The sequence below is a fragment of the Paraglaciecola sp. G1-13 genome (genome assembly GCF_055809255.1).
This window is the reverse complement of the sequence record NZ_CM147903.1, coordinates 1,235,030-1,250,569: the sequence shown is the minus strand read 5'-3', so window position 1 is coordinate 1,250,569 and position 15,540 is coordinate 1,235,030. Positions and strand designations below refer to the sequence as shown.

The window sequence follows — 15,540 nt, the reverse complement described above, 5'->3', positions numbered from 1 at the left end:
AGTCTCATCATGTCAAAGAGCCTTAATGTTTCCCTAAATAACCGAGTTCTTTCGTTAACCATAAATCGTCCTGAGCTAAAAAATGCGCTCAATCGTGAACTGTACGCGGCCCTAGCGGATGAGCTAGAGCGAAGCAACCATGACGATCAGATCCGCGCTGTTCTATTAACCGCTAACGGCGATACCTTCACTGCGGGTAATGATTTAGATGATTTCATTAACCCAGTTGAAGAGAGTGGCACCCCTTCGGTCATTCGATTTTTAAAGGCTATCTCAGAATGTGAAACCCCTATTGTGGTCGCGGTGAATGGCCCTGCCATCGGGGTTGGCCTTACCATGTTGCTACATTGCGATATGGTGTATGCCAGCAAAAGTGCACGCTTTCGCGCCCCCTTTACCCATGTAGGTTTAGTACCTGAAGCCGCATCCAGCTTGTTGCTCCCCCTTGCGGTAGGTCAAGCATGGGCAAATGATTTGATGCTTGCAGGTCGCATACTTGATGCCAAAGAAGCACTGAGTGCAGGACTTGTTACGCGCGTATTCGAGGATGACGTCTTAGTCGCTGAAAGTCTAAAAATAGCAGAGCAAGTCGCCAGTTTAGCGCCTAATTCAGTTAAGCAATCAAAGCGCTTAATTCGTGGCGTAAACAAAGAGGAAGTTCAGGCGCAAATGAAACGTGAAGGTGTCATATTTGCCGAGCAACTAGCCTCTGCCGAGTTTAAAGAATCCGTCGCGGCATTTTTTGAAAAGCGAGCCCCTCATTTTGCTTAAGGTGGAAAAACAACAAGACCATAAGCGTCTTCACGGGTGGCGCTACAGCCCTTTAACACATGCAGCCTATTCAGGTAAGATGCTCACCTCGTCAGTATTAGCACTGTATTAAATCTCAATGAAAGCAGGAAACAACATGTCAGGCATTACACAGTTAGATGAATTACTTAAATCGATGTCGCCATTTTTGCAAGACGGCGAGTATGCCTTTTGCACAGTAGACGGTAAGGTAGCTGATTATGCACATTTGGATCCGGTGTGCTTTTTTCAAGAATCGGAAGGCTTAACATTAATTTTACTAGCCGAAGATGCCAAACAGGCGAAAATACCTTTTGACGGCACCTATAGACAAATTACCCTCACGGTACATTCTAGTCTAGAGGCTGTGGGATTGACCGCAGCAGTAGCAGCAAAATTAACCGAATACGACATCAGTGCAAACGTGGTTGCGGCCTATTATCACGATCACATTTATGTGCCCAGTGGCAAGGCACAATTGGCTATGAATGCATTGAAAGAATTTAATATGAACTAAACGCGCTGAAGAGCTTTCTTAGTTCCTAGCCATGCTCTCGACCCGTCAAGTTATGCAGGATGAACTTGCTTCGTCTGAGTATATATTGAGTATTTCACGTAACAGTAACTTGGCGTCACCCCGAAGTTTGGTATTACTGACTAATGACTCAAACTCGGCGGGTTGAATATGCCCATCTTGGTATGACAAGCTTATCTCGCTGATCAAATTAGCTTCAAATAATATCGCCGTCATGGGGTCGAGATCATCCACGTTCGTAATGTCTTCCACCTGCCCTTGCACTACATCAATAATCACACTGGGCATATTCCAGATTTTCATTAACTCTACGCTGAGCAGCATCGATTTCTCACTGAGAAATTTCTTAAACACCAACGAGTCTTGTTTAAAATCTGGATCGATCATTTTAAACGCCTCGACCATAAACTGAAAAATAACAACTTTACCCAAATCGTGCATCAGACCAATGGTATAAGCGGCATCGGCATTTTGCTTACGCCTCGCCGCGAGTGTTTTGGCCACAATGGCTACATCTTGGCTATGTAGCCAAATTTTCTCGCCGAAGGTTTTAAAATAAATAGGCTTTTGCTGACATAACTTCTTAATGAAGCGATTAAGCACGAACTCTTTTATGTCATTTGCCCCCATAAACATAAAAGCCTGCTGCAAGTTAGTAATGTCTTTATCACCGCGTTTATAAGCTGGACTATTGGCTTTTTTCATCAATTCAGTCGCAATGCTTGGCTCTTGTTCAACGACCTTGATAAATGACTGCAAATTAAAATCAGGATTATTTAGCAAATTGGTTAGTGAAATAACCGATTGAGGTAACACTGGAAAATGGGTTAGTACGCTATCGGGAGATTTCAGCGCATGATTTACCCGCGTTAAAATGTACTGCTCGATGGGGTTCAATGTGGTGCTAGTTTGTGAAGGCCCAAGCAAGTAATCGTAGAATAAAAAATCAAGACGATTTAATGAGGCGACACTGATGTTGACCGTGCGAGTTGGTATCGGTATGTCGTAAGATTCGACAATATTATCGCTCGTTTTCTCAGTTGAATTTGCAAGTTTACGTTTGTTGTTTTGCTGAGGGTTAGCCGCAGTATTTACGGTGTTATTAGAAACACCTTTATCATTATCGGCAGCGTTACTAGCACGACTGCGCTTAAAAAGACGGGAGATGAGTTTCTCAAACATATTTCAAAAAATTCCAACTGACCAAACAAAAACGAATTACAGTACTGAAGACTTCTAATCATGACTTTCAGCAACATGTCCAGAAACTAACCACCCTGCATTAGTATGCCGTCTACAAAACTGATTATAGGTTAAAGTTTATAAAATTATTCTCCTATTATATTTTAAATTTAGTTTTTTCACCCTGTTTAGTAGTTGATTTATATAATGTTACGGCGATATTCTCCATTCCTAATACTTTAGTGTGATAGGAAAATATTTACTCACTATTTAATCCACTGACTCGTCGCTTTATCTTTTCAAAATCAGATTAACTTGATCATTTTCATTGCGATTCGTGTGGAGCAGATAGGCCCATCACTTTGGGTTAGCTATATTGATTATCGCTCTACCCAGTTCATATTATTCTTCAGTAAATGACCGCCGTCGATTAGTTTCTACGCCAAACGCAATACAGTTCAATATCCTGCTTTAATGTCCGTAAATCCGATAATTGCCCCTCTTCAACCGCTTCATCAAGTTCACGTTTGGCCGCTTCACAGCGTTCACCAAACTGCTGTTTAACAACATCCTGATCGCTTTTAGATGCAGCGCACCCACTTAAACCCAAGACGAACGCACTTCCCCATAACACAGCGTGACGCATATAAATCCTTAGTTGCTATTTTTCGATTGAGTATTTTTAGTGGTGTTTTACTAAAGGTAAAATGAGTTATCAAATTTGTCTTATCTAGACACAACCCAGGTAATGATAGAACTTGTAGACAATCCTATAGGCTTTTAGTGCCCTAGGTGGTTCCACTGGATAAAGCACACAGTGTTAATGGCCGTTAGGGGGCTGCCATAACTCCACTTTATTGCCTTCTGGGTCGATAACCCACGCAAAAATACCGTATTCAGACTCTTCAATATTATCTAGCACTTCACAGCCTTCTGCTTTTAGTACTTTGACTAAGTCGTGCAGCGCTTCCACCCGATAATTGATCATAAAGGGCGCGTTACTTGGTGCAAAAGCCCCTTCAGTTGCTGAGCTGATACACCAAACAGTCGAGCCTTTAGCGGCTTGGCCATTTGCATCACACCATGAAAATGAAGAGCCGCCCCAGTCCTGAACATCTATCCCGAGGTGACGTTTGTACCATGCACGTAATGTAGGTGCATCTTTGGCTTTGAAAAACACCCCACCAATCCCAGTGACTCGTTGCATTATTATTCCCTCCCAATGTCGCTGCTCAACAAAGGATAAACCAATAAGAATCAACTTACAGAAACAAAGTGAAACGCTGTTATCTGCTATGACGTGAGTACACCGAGCGGTGTTAATTTATCTCTAAATTAAACGTTGTTTAGCACCATGTCTTTGATCTTATGAGCTTTCTCAAAATGATCTAATTTGTGAGTTTCAATCCACCACGTGGCTGCTTCCATCAGTAATGCAGGAGCGTCGTTCTTATTCGCAAAGAAAGCGTAAAATGACAAACCAACGTTATCGCCCTTGCTGGCTATTTTTTTGTCACAAACCGTGACGATCTTAGCGCGCAATTCCGCCCTCATACTCTGATAAGCCCTCGTTAATTTTTATTAATGATGAATAAATTTTATGTCTTATACCAACGCCACTAAATAATCAGCCACTTAGGGAAGATTCAATGGAATTGGTATTAGCTACCAAATTGACATAACCAATACATCGAAAGTCAGTCAGACATCAAACTTACTGTACAACAACGTCACACTCTAAACTCATTTCGCACGAAATTGAATTACTGATCAAGCACGCTTCGTCGGCTTTATTGAGCAGTTTTTCAGCTTTTTCAATACTTTCAGTTTTGGGGATCGATAACTGCACTGTAGTTCGTACTTGGGTAAAAAACGTTTTCCCCTGCACTCGGTCGAGAGTGCCTTGAGATTCACATTTTATGTCTTGCCATTCGAATTTAGACGCTCTAGCAATTGCCCTAAACGAGAGCACAAAACAATTGGCGATAGCGGCCATAAATAAATCCTCTGGTGACCATTTGTCACCATCACCGCCAAATTGTGAGGGCGGCGCGACGGTAATATCCGGAAGATTGTCACAATATGCCGTTAAAGCACCTGATGAATCACCTTTGGCGGTGACTGAGTACTGATGGGGCAGTGTTTGCATTGCTATTTCTCCTTAGAGATTGATGACTAGACATACTAATTAGAATACCTGCTTGTCTCTTGATGTTACTTTCATATACGTTTTCTGCTAACTATGCAGGGATTGGAAAACGTTAGATATCTGCAGCTGTACGTTGAAAATGGCGTTAATACTTTAAGCATGTGCTTGAACAAAGCTCTTTAACAACACTCTTTAATAAAGCTCTTGAACAAAGCTCTTGAACAAAGCTTTTTAGAAAAGCTCTTCAGCAAAATCCTCTTTAAGAAATTGAACACTTTCACTTTGTCTCAGGTCAGCGAATGGGATTTATTCACATGACTAAATGCGCGTGATTAACTCTTTATATTGCTGATGCTCTGCCAATAGCACTTGGTGGGTGCCCTCCCCTTTAAGCTGGCCATTTTCCAACCATATGATCTTGTCCATATTGCACAACAGCGCTGGATCGTGCGTGATACACAGCACCGTACTCTCATTCATCGCCCCCATGATAGCTTTCATAACGGCTTGCTTAGATTGGTTATCGAGGCCTTCTGTGGGTTCATCTAACACCAATAATGCGGGGCGACGCAATAACAACTGTGCAATCGCCAAGCGGCGAGATTGGCCTTGTGAAATTCGTCTACCTGCACTGCCTAATCGCGTATTCAATTTATTTGGCAGAGTGAACACCCAGTCTCCCAACTGAGCTTGCTCACAGGCATGTAGCATTTGTTCGTGGGTGGCATCAGGCGCGGCGTAGCGCAAATTATCTGCGATGGTGCCATCGAAAATGTGATGTTGCTGGGCGAGGATCGCGATGAGTTTGGTGCGTTGCGCAAAGGCGAGCCCTTTAATGGCATATTCTTTATCAATTTGCTCGTTGGCATCGTGCGTAACGCAAATATTGCCGTGCTGCTCAGGCCATAAGCCACTTAGCAAATTAACCAAAGTCGACTTACCGCTACCGCTTGGGCCAACAAGCGCCACGTTTTGGTTGGGGTTAATCGACAGACTAATATTCTCTAATGCAAAATGTTGGTTGCCCGTCGAGGGTTTAATGGAAAGGTTCCCGGTAAATGGATCACTATCATACTGATAACTGACATTTTTCAGTTTTAATCCGAGGCCTTTTGTTACGCTGGGGGCCTCATGTACCGGCTGATTTAGCTGCAGTATCGGCTCAGGTTGCTTATCTTGCCCTTGCTGAGTTTGGCCTTTGCTAGTTATCGTGTTGGTACTCGAATTCAATGTATTTTGAGTTTTGGCTAACACGTCTTGCAAGGCAAAAATACGCCCAGCGGCACTTAACGCTACAGGGAGTTGAATAAAGGCATTTGGCAAAGTCAGCACAGTTTCAAAACTGGCTAAAACAAATAATGACAGCATGGCTAAATGCACGTTTTCTATTTGCTGTGTGAATACCAGAGGCACCAGCACGCATACACTTGCAAGCATGGCTAGCTGCACAACGATTAAGCTAACCCCATCACTGTCAGCGAGTGCCGCGTGCCGCTTATCCAGCAAATCATTGTAGTTTTGCTGTATTGCGTTACATTTTGCTAATTGGCTGTCGGTTGCTTGATATAAGGCCAACTCCCGTTGCCCTGTTAACATATCAGATAAGGCGTCACGAAGCTGCGCTGAGCGCTCAGTCTGCTGCGCTGCAGTGCGGCTAAGCTTGGCACTGAGCAACACAGGTAACCCCACCCCCACTAACAACAGTGCACCTAAGCAGACTAACGCCACTTGTGGATTAAAACCGGCGATTATCCAAATGACAATCGGTACGCATACCAATGCCACCAGCATTGGCAGCAACACATTGAGATAAAATTTGTCGAGGGCATCCACATCGTTTTGCATACGATTAAACAAATCAGCACTGCGATTCATGGCCAGCTGTTGATTATTCAACTGACTTAGCGTGGCAAACACGCTGACGCGAATTTCACTCAGCAGTAGAAAGGTCGCGTTATGTGTAACAAGGCGCTCCCCATAACGAGATGCCGTGCGCACAATGGCTAAAAAGCGAATAATGCCAGCGGGTGTAAAATAATTCATTTGTGCTGCGGCTAATCCTGCAGCCGCCATGGACGCTAAAAACCAGCCGGAAATAGCAAGCAACCCCACGTTCGCCAATACGGTCAATACCGTTAGAAAAACACCCAATAACATCGCCCCTATATGGGGCCGACATAGGCGTAATAAACGATTGAAATTATGCATAAGCACCTGCCTGATTATCGCTATTTAGCAATTGCTTAAACGGCCCATTCTGCTGACTCAATGTCTGATAATTGCCTTGTTGCACTACGCGCCCAGCTTCAAGCAACAAAATTGATTCTGCTTGTTGTAAGGTACTTAGTCGATGAGCAATCACCAGTACCAAATGTGTTTTAGCGTGTTCATTGATGGCCCGCTGTACGTCTCGCTCAGTGGCGCTATCTAAATGCGCGGTAGGTTCGTCAAGTATTAAAAGGGGGGCGTCTTTTAAAAAAGCCCGCGCCAGTGCGATACGCTGTTTTTGCCCGCCAGATACCCCCTCACCTTGTTCGCCTAAAAGGGTGTCGAAACCATCCGGCAAGGATTCGATGAATGCCAGCGCGCCTGCTTTTTCAGCCGCCAACGAAACCTCTGCTTGTGTTGCATCAGGCTTACCTAACATGATGTTCTCTTTAATGCTGGCGTAGAATAATGTCGGTTGTTGGGGGATCCACGCGATCTCCCGTTGCCACGTAGGAATATCTGCAGCGCTAAGTGGGCCATTGCCCGAATCAATACAAGAGATGATTTGAGGATAAAAGCCGAGTAAACAGTCAAATAAAGTACTTTTACCAGCCCCACTAGCTCCGACAAAAGCCACCATGCCTGTTGCCGGTAAAGCCAAGCTAATATCGTGAACCCCTTCATCGCTGTCAGGGTAAGTAAAGCTCAGCCCAGAGACAGTAATAGAGCCGTTAATAAGGCTGTTATCTAGCGCACTGGATGCAGGCTCACTCGTCACTTGCGATTCGTTATTAGGGGTTTGCAGTATTTCTAACATATCGCCCGCGGCGCTTATCCCTTCAAGACGAGCGTGATAATGGTTCCCCAGTTTACGCAAAGGTAAATAGAACTCAGGGGCGAGTAACAACACCACAAAGCCGGTGGCGAAGTCCAGCGTGCCAAAAAACAAACGAAAGCCAATCAGTACAGCAACCAGCGCCACACTGATCGTGGCTAAAAATTCTAATGCAAACGAAGACAGAAAAGCGATTTTCAATACACTTAAGGTCGCATGGCGAAAATCATCTGATATTTTAGCAATCTGCTTTAATTCCCGTTTGGTCGCATCAAACAGCTTCAATTGCGTTAAGCCGCGAATGCGGTCAAAAAAGTAATTTCCAAGTACCGCTAATTGCTGCCATCGGTCTTGATTAAGTTGCTCTGCTTTATGCCCAACCAAAATCATGAAAAAAGGAATGAGCGGCGCGGTAAACAAAAATATTAATCCTGCTTGCCAGTCGGTGGGAAATATCACCACTAAAATAGCCAAAGGGATCAGGGCGCTATACGCCACGCTAGGCAAATAGTTAGCGTAGTAATCGTGCAGTGCTTCTACCCCATCATGTAGAGTATTAAGCATCGCACCGTGGCCCTTTCGATCGGTAAAATTTGGCCCGAGTTGCGCTATTTTTTCCAAAAGATTGGCGCGCATATCAGATTTAATATTGCGTGCAGCTCGAGCACTCAAACGTTGGCTTAGGGCCAAAAACAAGCCCCGAACAAGGATCAATCCCCCTAAAGCCCAAAGAAAATGGCTAACGGCGTTTAAGTCGGCCCCTTCAAACATTACTAGGTGAATGCTTTGTGCGAGTAAGTAGGCACTAGCTATCATCAGTAAGGCATTAACAGTCCCAAGGGCGATACTGAATCGAAGTAAGCCCGCTGCGGATGCAGATTCGCGCTTTAAAAAACCGCGCAACAGCATTTGCTGAGCGCGGTCTGGACGGGCTTTAGTTGTCACGTTCTTTTTGCAGCCTCTCGTACAACTCTTTTTCATCGTCCGCTATGCTGTCTTTGTTTTGCTGAAATTCGTACCACATCACGTTAATGACGCCCAGTGTGCAGGCCAATAGCACGCCTAAAATCCACGCAAAATACCACATAAAAACTCTCCTAATATCAGGTGTCAGCACTTAATAGGATGACACCTGCAAATTATTCAACTAACCCGCGCTTAGTAGCTACCATGGGTGTTATTTTCAATTTCATGCACGGTCACCCTGCGCCACATCTTCACGTAACACCAAGTGGTGTACGCCAGAATCAATGGTACAAAAATAGCCGCTGCCACAAACATAACGTTCAACGTCATATGGCTAGAAACCGCATCCCACATGGTTAAACTCACGTTAGGGTTGTTGCTTGAGGGCATAACGAATGGGAACAACGATGCTCCTGCCGTCATAATAACGCCCACTAACATCAAGCTAGAAGACACTAAACCAAGCGCAGGTTTACCCACTTTTGAGAAGAACCAAGCAAGCGCTGCCATCCCCATCCCCAGTGCTGGGAAAATTAACGTTAGTGGCATTGCGCTGTAGTTGTCTAACCACGCTCCTGGCGCTGAGATAACCACTTTAGCAATAGGATTAGCGTAACTTTGCGTATCAGGCATGCTGACAATTTGGTACCCGTCCATGTTGGCTACCCAGAAGCCTGCGATAGCAAAGAGCACCATAAATATGATTAAGGCGTAACGTCCGTATTGGCCTGAGCGCTTGGCGACATCGCTGTCGGTACGTAGCTGCAACCACATGCCCGCATGGCCCATTAACATAGTAATGCTAACTAAGCCGGCCAAGATGCCAAATGGATTAAGCAAACCGATGAACGAACCTTGGTAACTAGCACGCAGCAGATTGTCGATATTAAAAGGCACCCCTAAAAACAGATTGCCAAAAGCAACACCGAACACCAACGCTGGAATGGCACTGCCAGCGAATAGCGCCCAGTCCCAATTATTACGCCAGCGGTACGTATCAATTTTACTCCGGTAATCAAAGGCCAGTGGGCGAAAGAATAACGCGAACAAGACCAGTAGCATTGCGAAGTAAAAACCCGAGAAGGCAGCGGCGTACACCATGGGCCAAGCCGCAAATAATGCACCACCAGCGGTAATGAACCACACTTGGTTGCCATCCCAATGCGCGCCGATCGTATTAATAACCGTTCTGCGTTCGCTGTCCGTTTTACCTACTAGGCGCAGCAGCATAGCCACCCCCATATCCATGCCATCGGTTACCGCGAAGCCAATTAACAGAATGCCAATGATCAACCACCACAATAATTTCAACGTCTCGTAATCAAAAATCATGATTGCGCTCCTTGTTCTTCAGCCGGTTCTTGGTAAATCTTTTCAAAATGATATTTATTGGTGTGCAATGAGCTCGGCCCTTGCTTAACAAATCTCAGCATTAACCAACCTTCGACGATTGCCAAGCCGGTATAAAAGATGACAAACCCAGCAATACTCATGATCAAGTCGTTTGTGGTCAATGACGAGGTTGCCAAGAACGTGGGTAAAATCTCTGAAATTGCCCAAGGTTGTCTGCCGTATTCTGCGACCACCCAGCCGAATTCAATGGCTATCCATGGCAGTGGAATACTGAATACCGCCGCCCACAATAACCAACGTTTCTGTTCGATAACTCGGTGCGCGTTATAGTAAAAAGCCAGTACAAATACGACGAGCATAGCCACACCACAGGCCACCATGATCCTAAATGACCAAAACATCGGGCCCACTTTAGGGAAGGAGTCTTTCACCGCTTGTTGAATATTTTCTTCCGTGGCATCAACCACATTTGGCGTGTAACGCTTGAGCAATAAGCCATAACCCAAATCGGCTTTTAGCTCATCAAACGTGGCGATGTTTTCAGGTGTGTCTTGACCATTTCTAAGTTTATCAAGGTACTCATAAGCCAGCATGCCATTGCGAATACGTTTTTCATGGTTTTTCTCTAAATCGCTTATCCCCTCCACTTCTTCATCAAGTGAGCGCGTAGCAATGATGCCTAACGCGTAGGGTATTTTAATAGCAGCATGAGTTACTTGCTCTTCTGAATCAGGGAAGCCAAACATGGTAAACGCCGCTGGTGCTTCTTCTGTGTGCCACTCAGCTTCGATAGTCGCCAGTTTCACTTTTTGTACTTCACCTACTTCGTAACCAGACTCATCACCTAGTAAAATAACACACAATATTGACGCCAAGCCGAAGCCACTTGCCACCGAGAATGAACGTTTGGCAAAAGAAACATCACGTCCTTTTAGAATGTAATAACTGCTGATCCCAAGCACAAACATTGACGCAGCAACATAACCGGCGGAAACAGTATGAATAAACTTAACCTGCGCCACGGGATTAAACACCAGCTCAGCAAAGCTAGTCATTTCCATACGCATGGTTTGATAGTTAAATTCCGCGCCGACGGGGTTTTGCATCCAACCGTTGGCAATCAAAATCCACAATGCAGATAGATTAGTGCCTACCGCCATCAAGAACGTTACACCTAAGTGTTGACGGCGCGTTAGTCTGTCCCAGCCTAAAAAGAACATACCTACAAAGGTAGATTCTAAAAAGAAAGCCATTAAGCCCTCTATCGCCAATGGCGCACCAAACACGTCACCTACATAGTGTGAGTAGTACGACCAATTGGTGCCGAACTCAAACTCCATAGTTAGCCCAGTGGCAACCCCTATGGCAAAGTTGATTCCGAATAGCTTGCCCCAAAACTTAGTCATGTCGCGATAAATTTGTCGGCCGGTCATAACAAAAACCGACTCCATGATGACCAAAATCCACGTCATACCCAGTGTTAGAGGCACAAATAAAAAATGAAACAGTGCGGTGATCGCAAACTGTAACCTCGATAGATCCACAAAGGTTTCATCTATCATATTTAAGGGCTCCTAATAAGGTCGCTCATGCGACGCATTGCAAATCTGAATGTGGGTGTATTAAACTTTCACTTCTAAAGTTTCAGTAATTACTGAAACTTTGTGAACTTTACTCCTGTTGAACATTTTTTGTCAATAGGAGCGTTATATTATATTTATCTAATATTCATGTAATTGACGTGTATCAGGAATACCTAAAAATACAGCTGAAACATGCGCTACAGCTCAGTTCACTGTGCTGGTAAATGACTCCTTTTCATCGTACATTACGCGCTCTGAACGCAGTTACTTTCAGATACTTCCAGTAACATCGACTCATAAGACAATACGAACGTTACCCACTATATAGATTAACGTCACAGCAAAACAGTTGGGAGTGCCCATGGATATTCACGCCTATTTTATTTTTCTGACCACGACCATAATCGTGTGTATGTCGCCTGGGCCTGCGGTGATTACCATTGCTTCTCAGGGGGCTCGCCATGGAGCGAAAAAAGCCATATTCGGTGTAACGGGTGTGGCCAGCGCCAACGTGGTGTATTTTTTGTTATCAGCGACAGGCATTGCTTCACTATTGGTGGCGTCAAACTTCGTTTTTTCGATAATCAAATGGGTAGGTGTGGCTTACTTGGTGTACTTAGGCGTAAATGCCATTGTGAGCAAAAGCGGCGGCTTGAGGGTTAATCAAAGTGCCAGTTCAAATGCCAAAGGTATCGCATTGTTTAGTCAGGGCTTTATCGTAGAGCTCGCCAACCCCAAAGCATTATTATATTTTTTGGCGTTACTTCCCCAGTTTATCGATATTGAAAAACCCATATTGTTGCAATTATTCATTATGGGCGCGTCGTGTTTAGTGGTCGATTTATTGTCGTACACTATGTACGCCTGCATCGGCCAAAAACTGTCTAGCGGCGCGGTTAAAGCGTCAGTGGTTAATATGATCAATAAATCTGCGGGTGGCTTTTTACTGTTTGCAGGGATTAAAATGGCATCCATCAGCTCGAGTATGTAATGGAGTATAGATTTGAGCTGTGCAGTTTGTGTTCTACAGGAAAATAAACCTTAAACGCTTAATTCGGTGATGTGCCATAACTCACCAGCTGGCCCCCATAAATAAATCACCTTGCCCCAGGGCTCTTGTTTGATGGGCTCATGCTTAACGGCTAGTTCGCCCATGTTCTGAATTTGCTCATATACAGCGTTGATGTCTTTTACGATAAGTTGCATCATTAAATTCTCAGCAAACGTTTGATTATAAACGTTCTGCAAAAAGAACGTGCACTCGCCACAACTGAATATGCATAACTGCTCATTAACGGGCTCTTTTATAAACCCCAAAGCCTGATAAAATGCTTGCGATACCGCGAAGTCTTTACAAGGAATAAATAACCGCACGTCAGTAGGTTGCATAAAAATCCTTCCTCAATTTCTTTGCTTAACTAGCGCCTAATTAAGCATTCGATTTATGCGCTAAATACTAGCCGCGCGCTTGTATAATTATGGTTGCAACGCGCGCAACATAGACTGATATTGCTGCGCTTTATCGGTTTGGCCCGTTTTATATAAATAGCTGACAAGCGCACTTAACACGTCAGTATCAGCTGGCCAGCGCTGATGGGCCTGCTCTAACTCTTTGATAGCAACTGCCGTTTGCCCTTGATGGTCAAGCGCCACCGAGTAAACATAAGCAAAAGACGGCAAAGCTTCACCACTGTGTGCTGATATTTTCAAGTTCGCCAAGGCTTGCCCATATTGCTTCTGGCGAATTTTGAACAAACCTAGCGCATGATTGGCTTGGGCGTTATTTGGCTCAATCTGTAACGCTTCTTGCAAATAACGCGCGCCCTTTGTGTCTTGGCCTTGTTGACGGTAAAACTCAGACACCTGAATTAACACCGGAATATAGCTAGGCTCTATTCTATACGCGGTTAAATACGCTTGCTCCGCTCCTGCTAAATCCCCCAAGTTGCTAGCCAAATGACCAAGGGCTAATTGGGTAATGGGTGAGTCTGCGTTTATCGCAAGCATATCCCGGTATTCATTTAACAGTGGCATCAATTTGGCTTTATCTGAGCGTGTCAACTGACCCACGCTTTCCACTAGCGTTCTTGCCATTTCAAAGCGGACTGATTTACTCGGTTCATCGAGTTTCTGACTTAGTACCTGCCAACGTGCTTGTGGCCCTAGAATAGTCAACGACTCAACAGCAGCGCGGCGCAATAATGCATTGTCGCTTTCGAGGTTTTCAAGAGCGATATCTACCCCCTCTTGTGAGCGATACTGACTCAGGTCAGCTAATAAAGAAGCTCGGCGTAAATAGCTGTACTCAGGGTTTTGAATATAAGTGATAGCCTCGCTTAAGCCCTGAGGGGCCAAATTCTGCACATGCTCACGAGCCACTTTCCATTCATTTACCTTCGAATTACTCCCCCAAAGCTTGTGACTTGTTTCTCGCCAATGCTTGTCGTCTTTATCATGGCAGGCTAAGCAGGATTGAGGCTCACTTGCCGCATTGTCAAAACTCAAATCTGGGATCAAAAAGCTGTGGTCGCGCCTGTCATCCACACCCATGTAGGTTTTTTCAGGCATGTGGCAGTTTACGCACATGGCCCCCTCTGTTTGCGGCGTATGGTGATGATGCTCTGGGCTATTGAAGGTTTCAGCTTGATGGCATTGTAAGCACAAGCCGTTACCTTGAATTTTCACTTTCCCCGTGTGGGCATTATGACAGTTCGAGCAAGTCACTCCCGCATGTTGCATCTTACTTTGCATAAACGAACCGGCCACGAAGACCTCTTCATTGATGCTGCCATTAGCGTGATAAAACGGCGCACGGATCCACTCTAACCGGTTGTCATCCACAAAGCTTTGCTGAGGCTGATTAGCACTGTGGATAATGGCATTTTTACCATGGGTGTCTTTGTCATTTTCTTTGTTGACTGAGAAAGGGTGTGACAAAGGGGTGCGCAATGAATGGCAGCGAGCACACACATTAACTTCGCTGTTGTTCGGTTTGCCATCAGCATGGGCAATCGGATTGTTGGGGCTGAACGCAAAGTTTTTCACCGCGGGTAAAAGTTGGCTGAAGCCAGAATGGTCTTTGCTCAAACTATCGCTTTTAGCCAACTTGATATGCTGACCAGCCGGGCCATGGCAGCTTTCGCAGGCCACATTCACCTCACTAAACTGCGTATCAAAAGCATTCGTTTTAGGTTCAAAATTGCGTTTGAGATCGGTTGTGTGACAATCCGCACAGCGACTATTCCAGTTTTGAAAATGACGCTGCCAGAAAAATGGATGTTCAGGAGTGATTTTTTCAATGGGTTGTAAGTGATACCAGCGCTGACCACCTTTCTCTTCACTGCGACTGTCCCAAGCAATGTTAAACGCTTGTAGCTTGCCCTCGCCTACGTCAATTAAATATTGCTGCAACGGGTAAAAACCAAACGTATAAGGCACATCAAAAGTTTCGACCTTGTTTTGCTTATTGGTTGTCGTGATTTTGTACTCGCCATTTTCAATAAAAAAGCGCGTTGCTATATCATGAAATCTCACTTCGATATCGCCGAAATCCCCCAGTACAGTGCCTTTGCTTGCCGTTTGCATGGCTTTAAAGTGGTCAGACTGCTGCCATTGGTCATACTCACTTTGGTGACACCCCTGACATGCTTGCGCTCCAGCGTATTGCGATGGGTCGATTTTAGAGGCTATTTGACTCGCTGCAGCAACCGCTATTTTGTTAACTTGATTCAAAGATACTTGGGTAGATAGCGAACCCTCGCCCATATCTGCAGCTTGGCTGTTAACAGTGAGCAAGGCAGACCAAAAAAAAGTGAATAATAAGGCACATGTTTTTATCTTTTTCATGTGTGTTATATCTGCCGCGTACCACTTCATCACATCCAACTGCTTATATCCTCGTCAAAAATTACTGGTCTTATTTCACTTGGGCTCATGCTTG

General features: G+C 44.7%; 15 protein-coding genes. 3 read left to right on the top strand and 12 right to left on the bottom strand.

Annotated elements, in window-relative coordinates; translation table 11 throughout:
• Positions 1 to 9 precede the first annotated feature (9 nt).
• Positions 10 to 771, top strand: a complete 762-nt coding sequence (locus tag AC0L6N_RS05255; protein WP_473479533.1) for an enoyl-CoA hydratase — start codon at positions 10 to 12, stop codon at positions 769 to 771.
• 136 nt (positions 772 to 907) lie between these two features.
• Positions 908 to 1,306: an ACT domain-containing protein gene (locus AC0L6N_RS05250; protein WP_011574300.1), complete on the top strand. Its 399-nt coding sequence runs from the start codon at positions 908 to 910 to the stop codon at positions 1,304 to 1,306.
• Between the two features lie 45 nt (positions 1,307 to 1,351).
• On the opposite strand, the gene AC0L6N_RS05245 is transcribed toward AC0L6N_RS05250, so the two are convergent.
• From AC0L6N_RS05245 to AC0L6N_RS05200, 10 genes are all read right to left on the bottom strand, one after another.
• Entirely contained in the window at positions 1,352 to 2,506 is a 1,155-nt protein-coding gene (locus tag AC0L6N_RS05245; protein WP_473479531.1) for an HDOD domain-containing protein, read from the bottom strand.
• Between the two features lie 430 nt (positions 2,507 to 2,936).
• Positions 2,937 to 3,152: a hypothetical protein gene (locus AC0L6N_RS05240; RefSeq protein ID WP_473479528.1), complete on the bottom strand. Its 216-nt coding sequence runs from the start codon at positions 3,150 to 3,152 to the stop codon at positions 2,937 to 2,939.
• Positions 3,153 to 3,326: 174 nt separating this feature from the next.
• Entirely contained in the window at positions 3,327 to 3,713 is a 387-nt protein-coding gene (locus AC0L6N_RS05235; RefSeq protein ID WP_473479525.1) for a VOC family protein, read from the bottom strand.
• A gap of 128 nt (positions 3,714 to 3,841) precedes the next feature.
• Positions 3,842 to 4,060, bottom strand: a complete 219-nt coding sequence (locus tag AC0L6N_RS05230; RefSeq protein WP_473479522.1) for a DUF6500 family protein — start codon at positions 4,058 to 4,060, stop codon at positions 3,842 to 3,844.
• A 160-nt stretch (positions 4,061 to 4,220) separates the two neighbouring features.
• Entirely contained in the window at positions 4,221 to 4,655 is a 435-nt protein-coding gene (locus AC0L6N_RS05225; RefSeq protein WP_473479520.1) for an OsmC family protein, read from the bottom strand.
• Between the two features lie 318 nt (positions 4,656 to 4,973).
• Complete coding sequence (cydC, locus tag AC0L6N_RS05220; protein WP_473479518.1) at positions 4,974 to 6,863, bottom strand: thiol reductant ABC exporter subunit CydC; 1,890 nt, start codon at positions 6,861 to 6,863, stop codon at positions 4,974 to 4,976.
• A complete protein-coding gene (cydD, locus tag AC0L6N_RS05215) occupies positions 6,856 to 8,643 on the bottom strand; it encodes a thiol reductant ABC exporter subunit CydD (protein ID WP_473479514.1) in 1,788 nt (595 codons plus the stop codon). The genes cydC and cydD overlap by 8 nt, the downstream gene beginning before the upstream one ends.
• The gene (gene cydX / locus AC0L6N_RS05210; protein WP_006992518.1) at positions 8,633 to 8,785 is read right to left on the bottom strand and encodes a cytochrome bd-I oxidase subunit CydX; all 153 of its coding nucleotides are present in this window, start codon (positions 8,783 to 8,785) and stop codon (positions 8,633 to 8,635) included. Before cydX ends, cydD begins: the two co-directional genes overlap by 11 nt.
• A gap of 71 nt (positions 8,786 to 8,856) precedes the next feature.
• Positions 8,857 to 9,996, bottom strand: coding sequence for a cytochrome d ubiquinol oxidase subunit II (cydB, locus tag AC0L6N_RS05205; protein WP_473479511.1), 1,140 nt, complete (start codon positions 9,994 to 9,996; stop codon positions 8,857 to 8,859).
• Positions 9,993 to 11,579: a cytochrome ubiquinol oxidase subunit I gene (locus AC0L6N_RS05200; protein ID WP_473479508.1), complete on the bottom strand. Its 1,587-nt coding sequence runs from the start codon at positions 11,577 to 11,579 to the stop codon at positions 9,993 to 9,995. Before AC0L6N_RS05200 ends, cydB begins: the two co-directional genes overlap by 4 nt.
• A gap of 382 nt (positions 11,580 to 11,961) precedes the next feature.
• Between AC0L6N_RS05200 and AC0L6N_RS05195 the strand changes: the two genes are divergently transcribed.
• Positions 11,962 to 12,591, top strand: a complete 630-nt coding sequence (locus AC0L6N_RS05195; protein ID WP_473479506.1) for a LysE family translocator — start codon at positions 11,962 to 11,964, stop codon at positions 12,589 to 12,591.
• 50 nt (positions 12,592 to 12,641) lie between these two features.
• Here AC0L6N_RS05195 and AC0L6N_RS05190 read toward each other — a convergent pair whose 3' ends face one another.
• Complete coding sequence (locus tag AC0L6N_RS05190) at positions 12,642 to 12,989, bottom strand: VOC family protein (RefSeq protein ID WP_473479504.1); 348 nt, start codon at positions 12,987 to 12,989, stop codon at positions 12,642 to 12,644.
• Between the two features lie 87 nt (positions 12,990 to 13,076).
• A complete protein-coding gene (locus AC0L6N_RS05185) occupies positions 13,077 to 15,476 on the bottom strand; it encodes a multiheme c-type cytochrome (protein ID WP_473481256.1) in 2,400 nt (799 codons plus the stop codon).
• Positions 15,477 to 15,540 lie beyond the last annotated feature (64 nt).

What these genes read in the sequence shown, in the direction of transcription:
- AC0L6N_RS05255 (WP_473479533.1), top strand. Translation starts at nt 10, where the DNA reads ATGTCAAAGAGCCTTAATGTTTCCCTAAATAACCGAGTTCTTTCGTTA.
- AC0L6N_RS05250 (WP_011574300.1), top strand. Translation starts at nt 908, where the DNA reads ATGTCAGGCATTACACAGTTAGATGAATTACTTAAATCGATGTCGCCA.
- AC0L6N_RS05245 (WP_473479531.1), bottom strand. Translation starts at nt 2,506, where the DNA reads ATGTTTGAGAAACTCATCTCCCGTCTTTTTAAGCGCAGTCGTGCTAGT.
- AC0L6N_RS05240 (WP_473479528.1), bottom strand. Translation starts at nt 3,152, where the DNA reads ATGCGTCACGCTGTGTTATGGGGAAGTGCGTTCGTCTTGGGTTTAAGT.
- AC0L6N_RS05235 (WP_473479525.1), bottom strand. Translation starts at nt 3,713, where the DNA reads ATGCAACGAGTCACTGGGATTGGTGGGGTGTTTTTCAAAGCCAAAGAT.
- AC0L6N_RS05230 (WP_473479522.1), bottom strand. Translation starts at nt 4,060, where the DNA reads ATGAGGGCGGAATTGCGCGCTAAGATCGTCACGGTTTGTGACAAAAAA.
- AC0L6N_RS05225 (WP_473479520.1), bottom strand. Translation starts at nt 4,655, where the DNA reads ATGCAAACACTGCCCCATCAGTACTCAGTCACCGCCAAAGGTGATTCA.
- cydC (WP_473479518.1), bottom strand. Translation starts at nt 6,863, where the DNA reads ATGCATAATTTCAATCGTTTATTACGCCTATGTCGGCCCCATATAGGG.
- cydX (WP_006992518.1), bottom strand. Translation starts at nt 8,785, where the DNA reads ATGTGGTATTTTGCGTGGATTTTAGGCGTGCTATTGGCCTGCACACTG.
- cydB (WP_473479511.1), bottom strand. Translation starts at nt 9,996, where the DNA reads ATGATTTTTGATTACGAGACGTTGAAATTATTGTGGTGGTTGATCATT.
- AC0L6N_RS05200 (WP_473479508.1), bottom strand. Translation starts at nt 11,579, where the DNA reads ATGATAGATGAAACCTTTGTGGATCTATCGAGGTTACAGTTTGCGATC.
- AC0L6N_RS05195 (WP_473479506.1), top strand. Translation starts at nt 11,962, where the DNA reads ATGGATATTCACGCCTATTTTATTTTTCTGACCACGACCATAATCGTG.
- AC0L6N_RS05190 (WP_473479504.1), bottom strand. Translation starts at nt 12,989, where the DNA reads ATGCAACCTACTGACGTGCGGTTATTTATTCCTTGTAAAGACTTCGCG.
- AC0L6N_RS05185 (WP_473481256.1), bottom strand. Translation starts at nt 15,476, where the DNA reads ATGAAGTGGTACGCGGCAGATATAACACACATGAAAAAGATAAAAACA.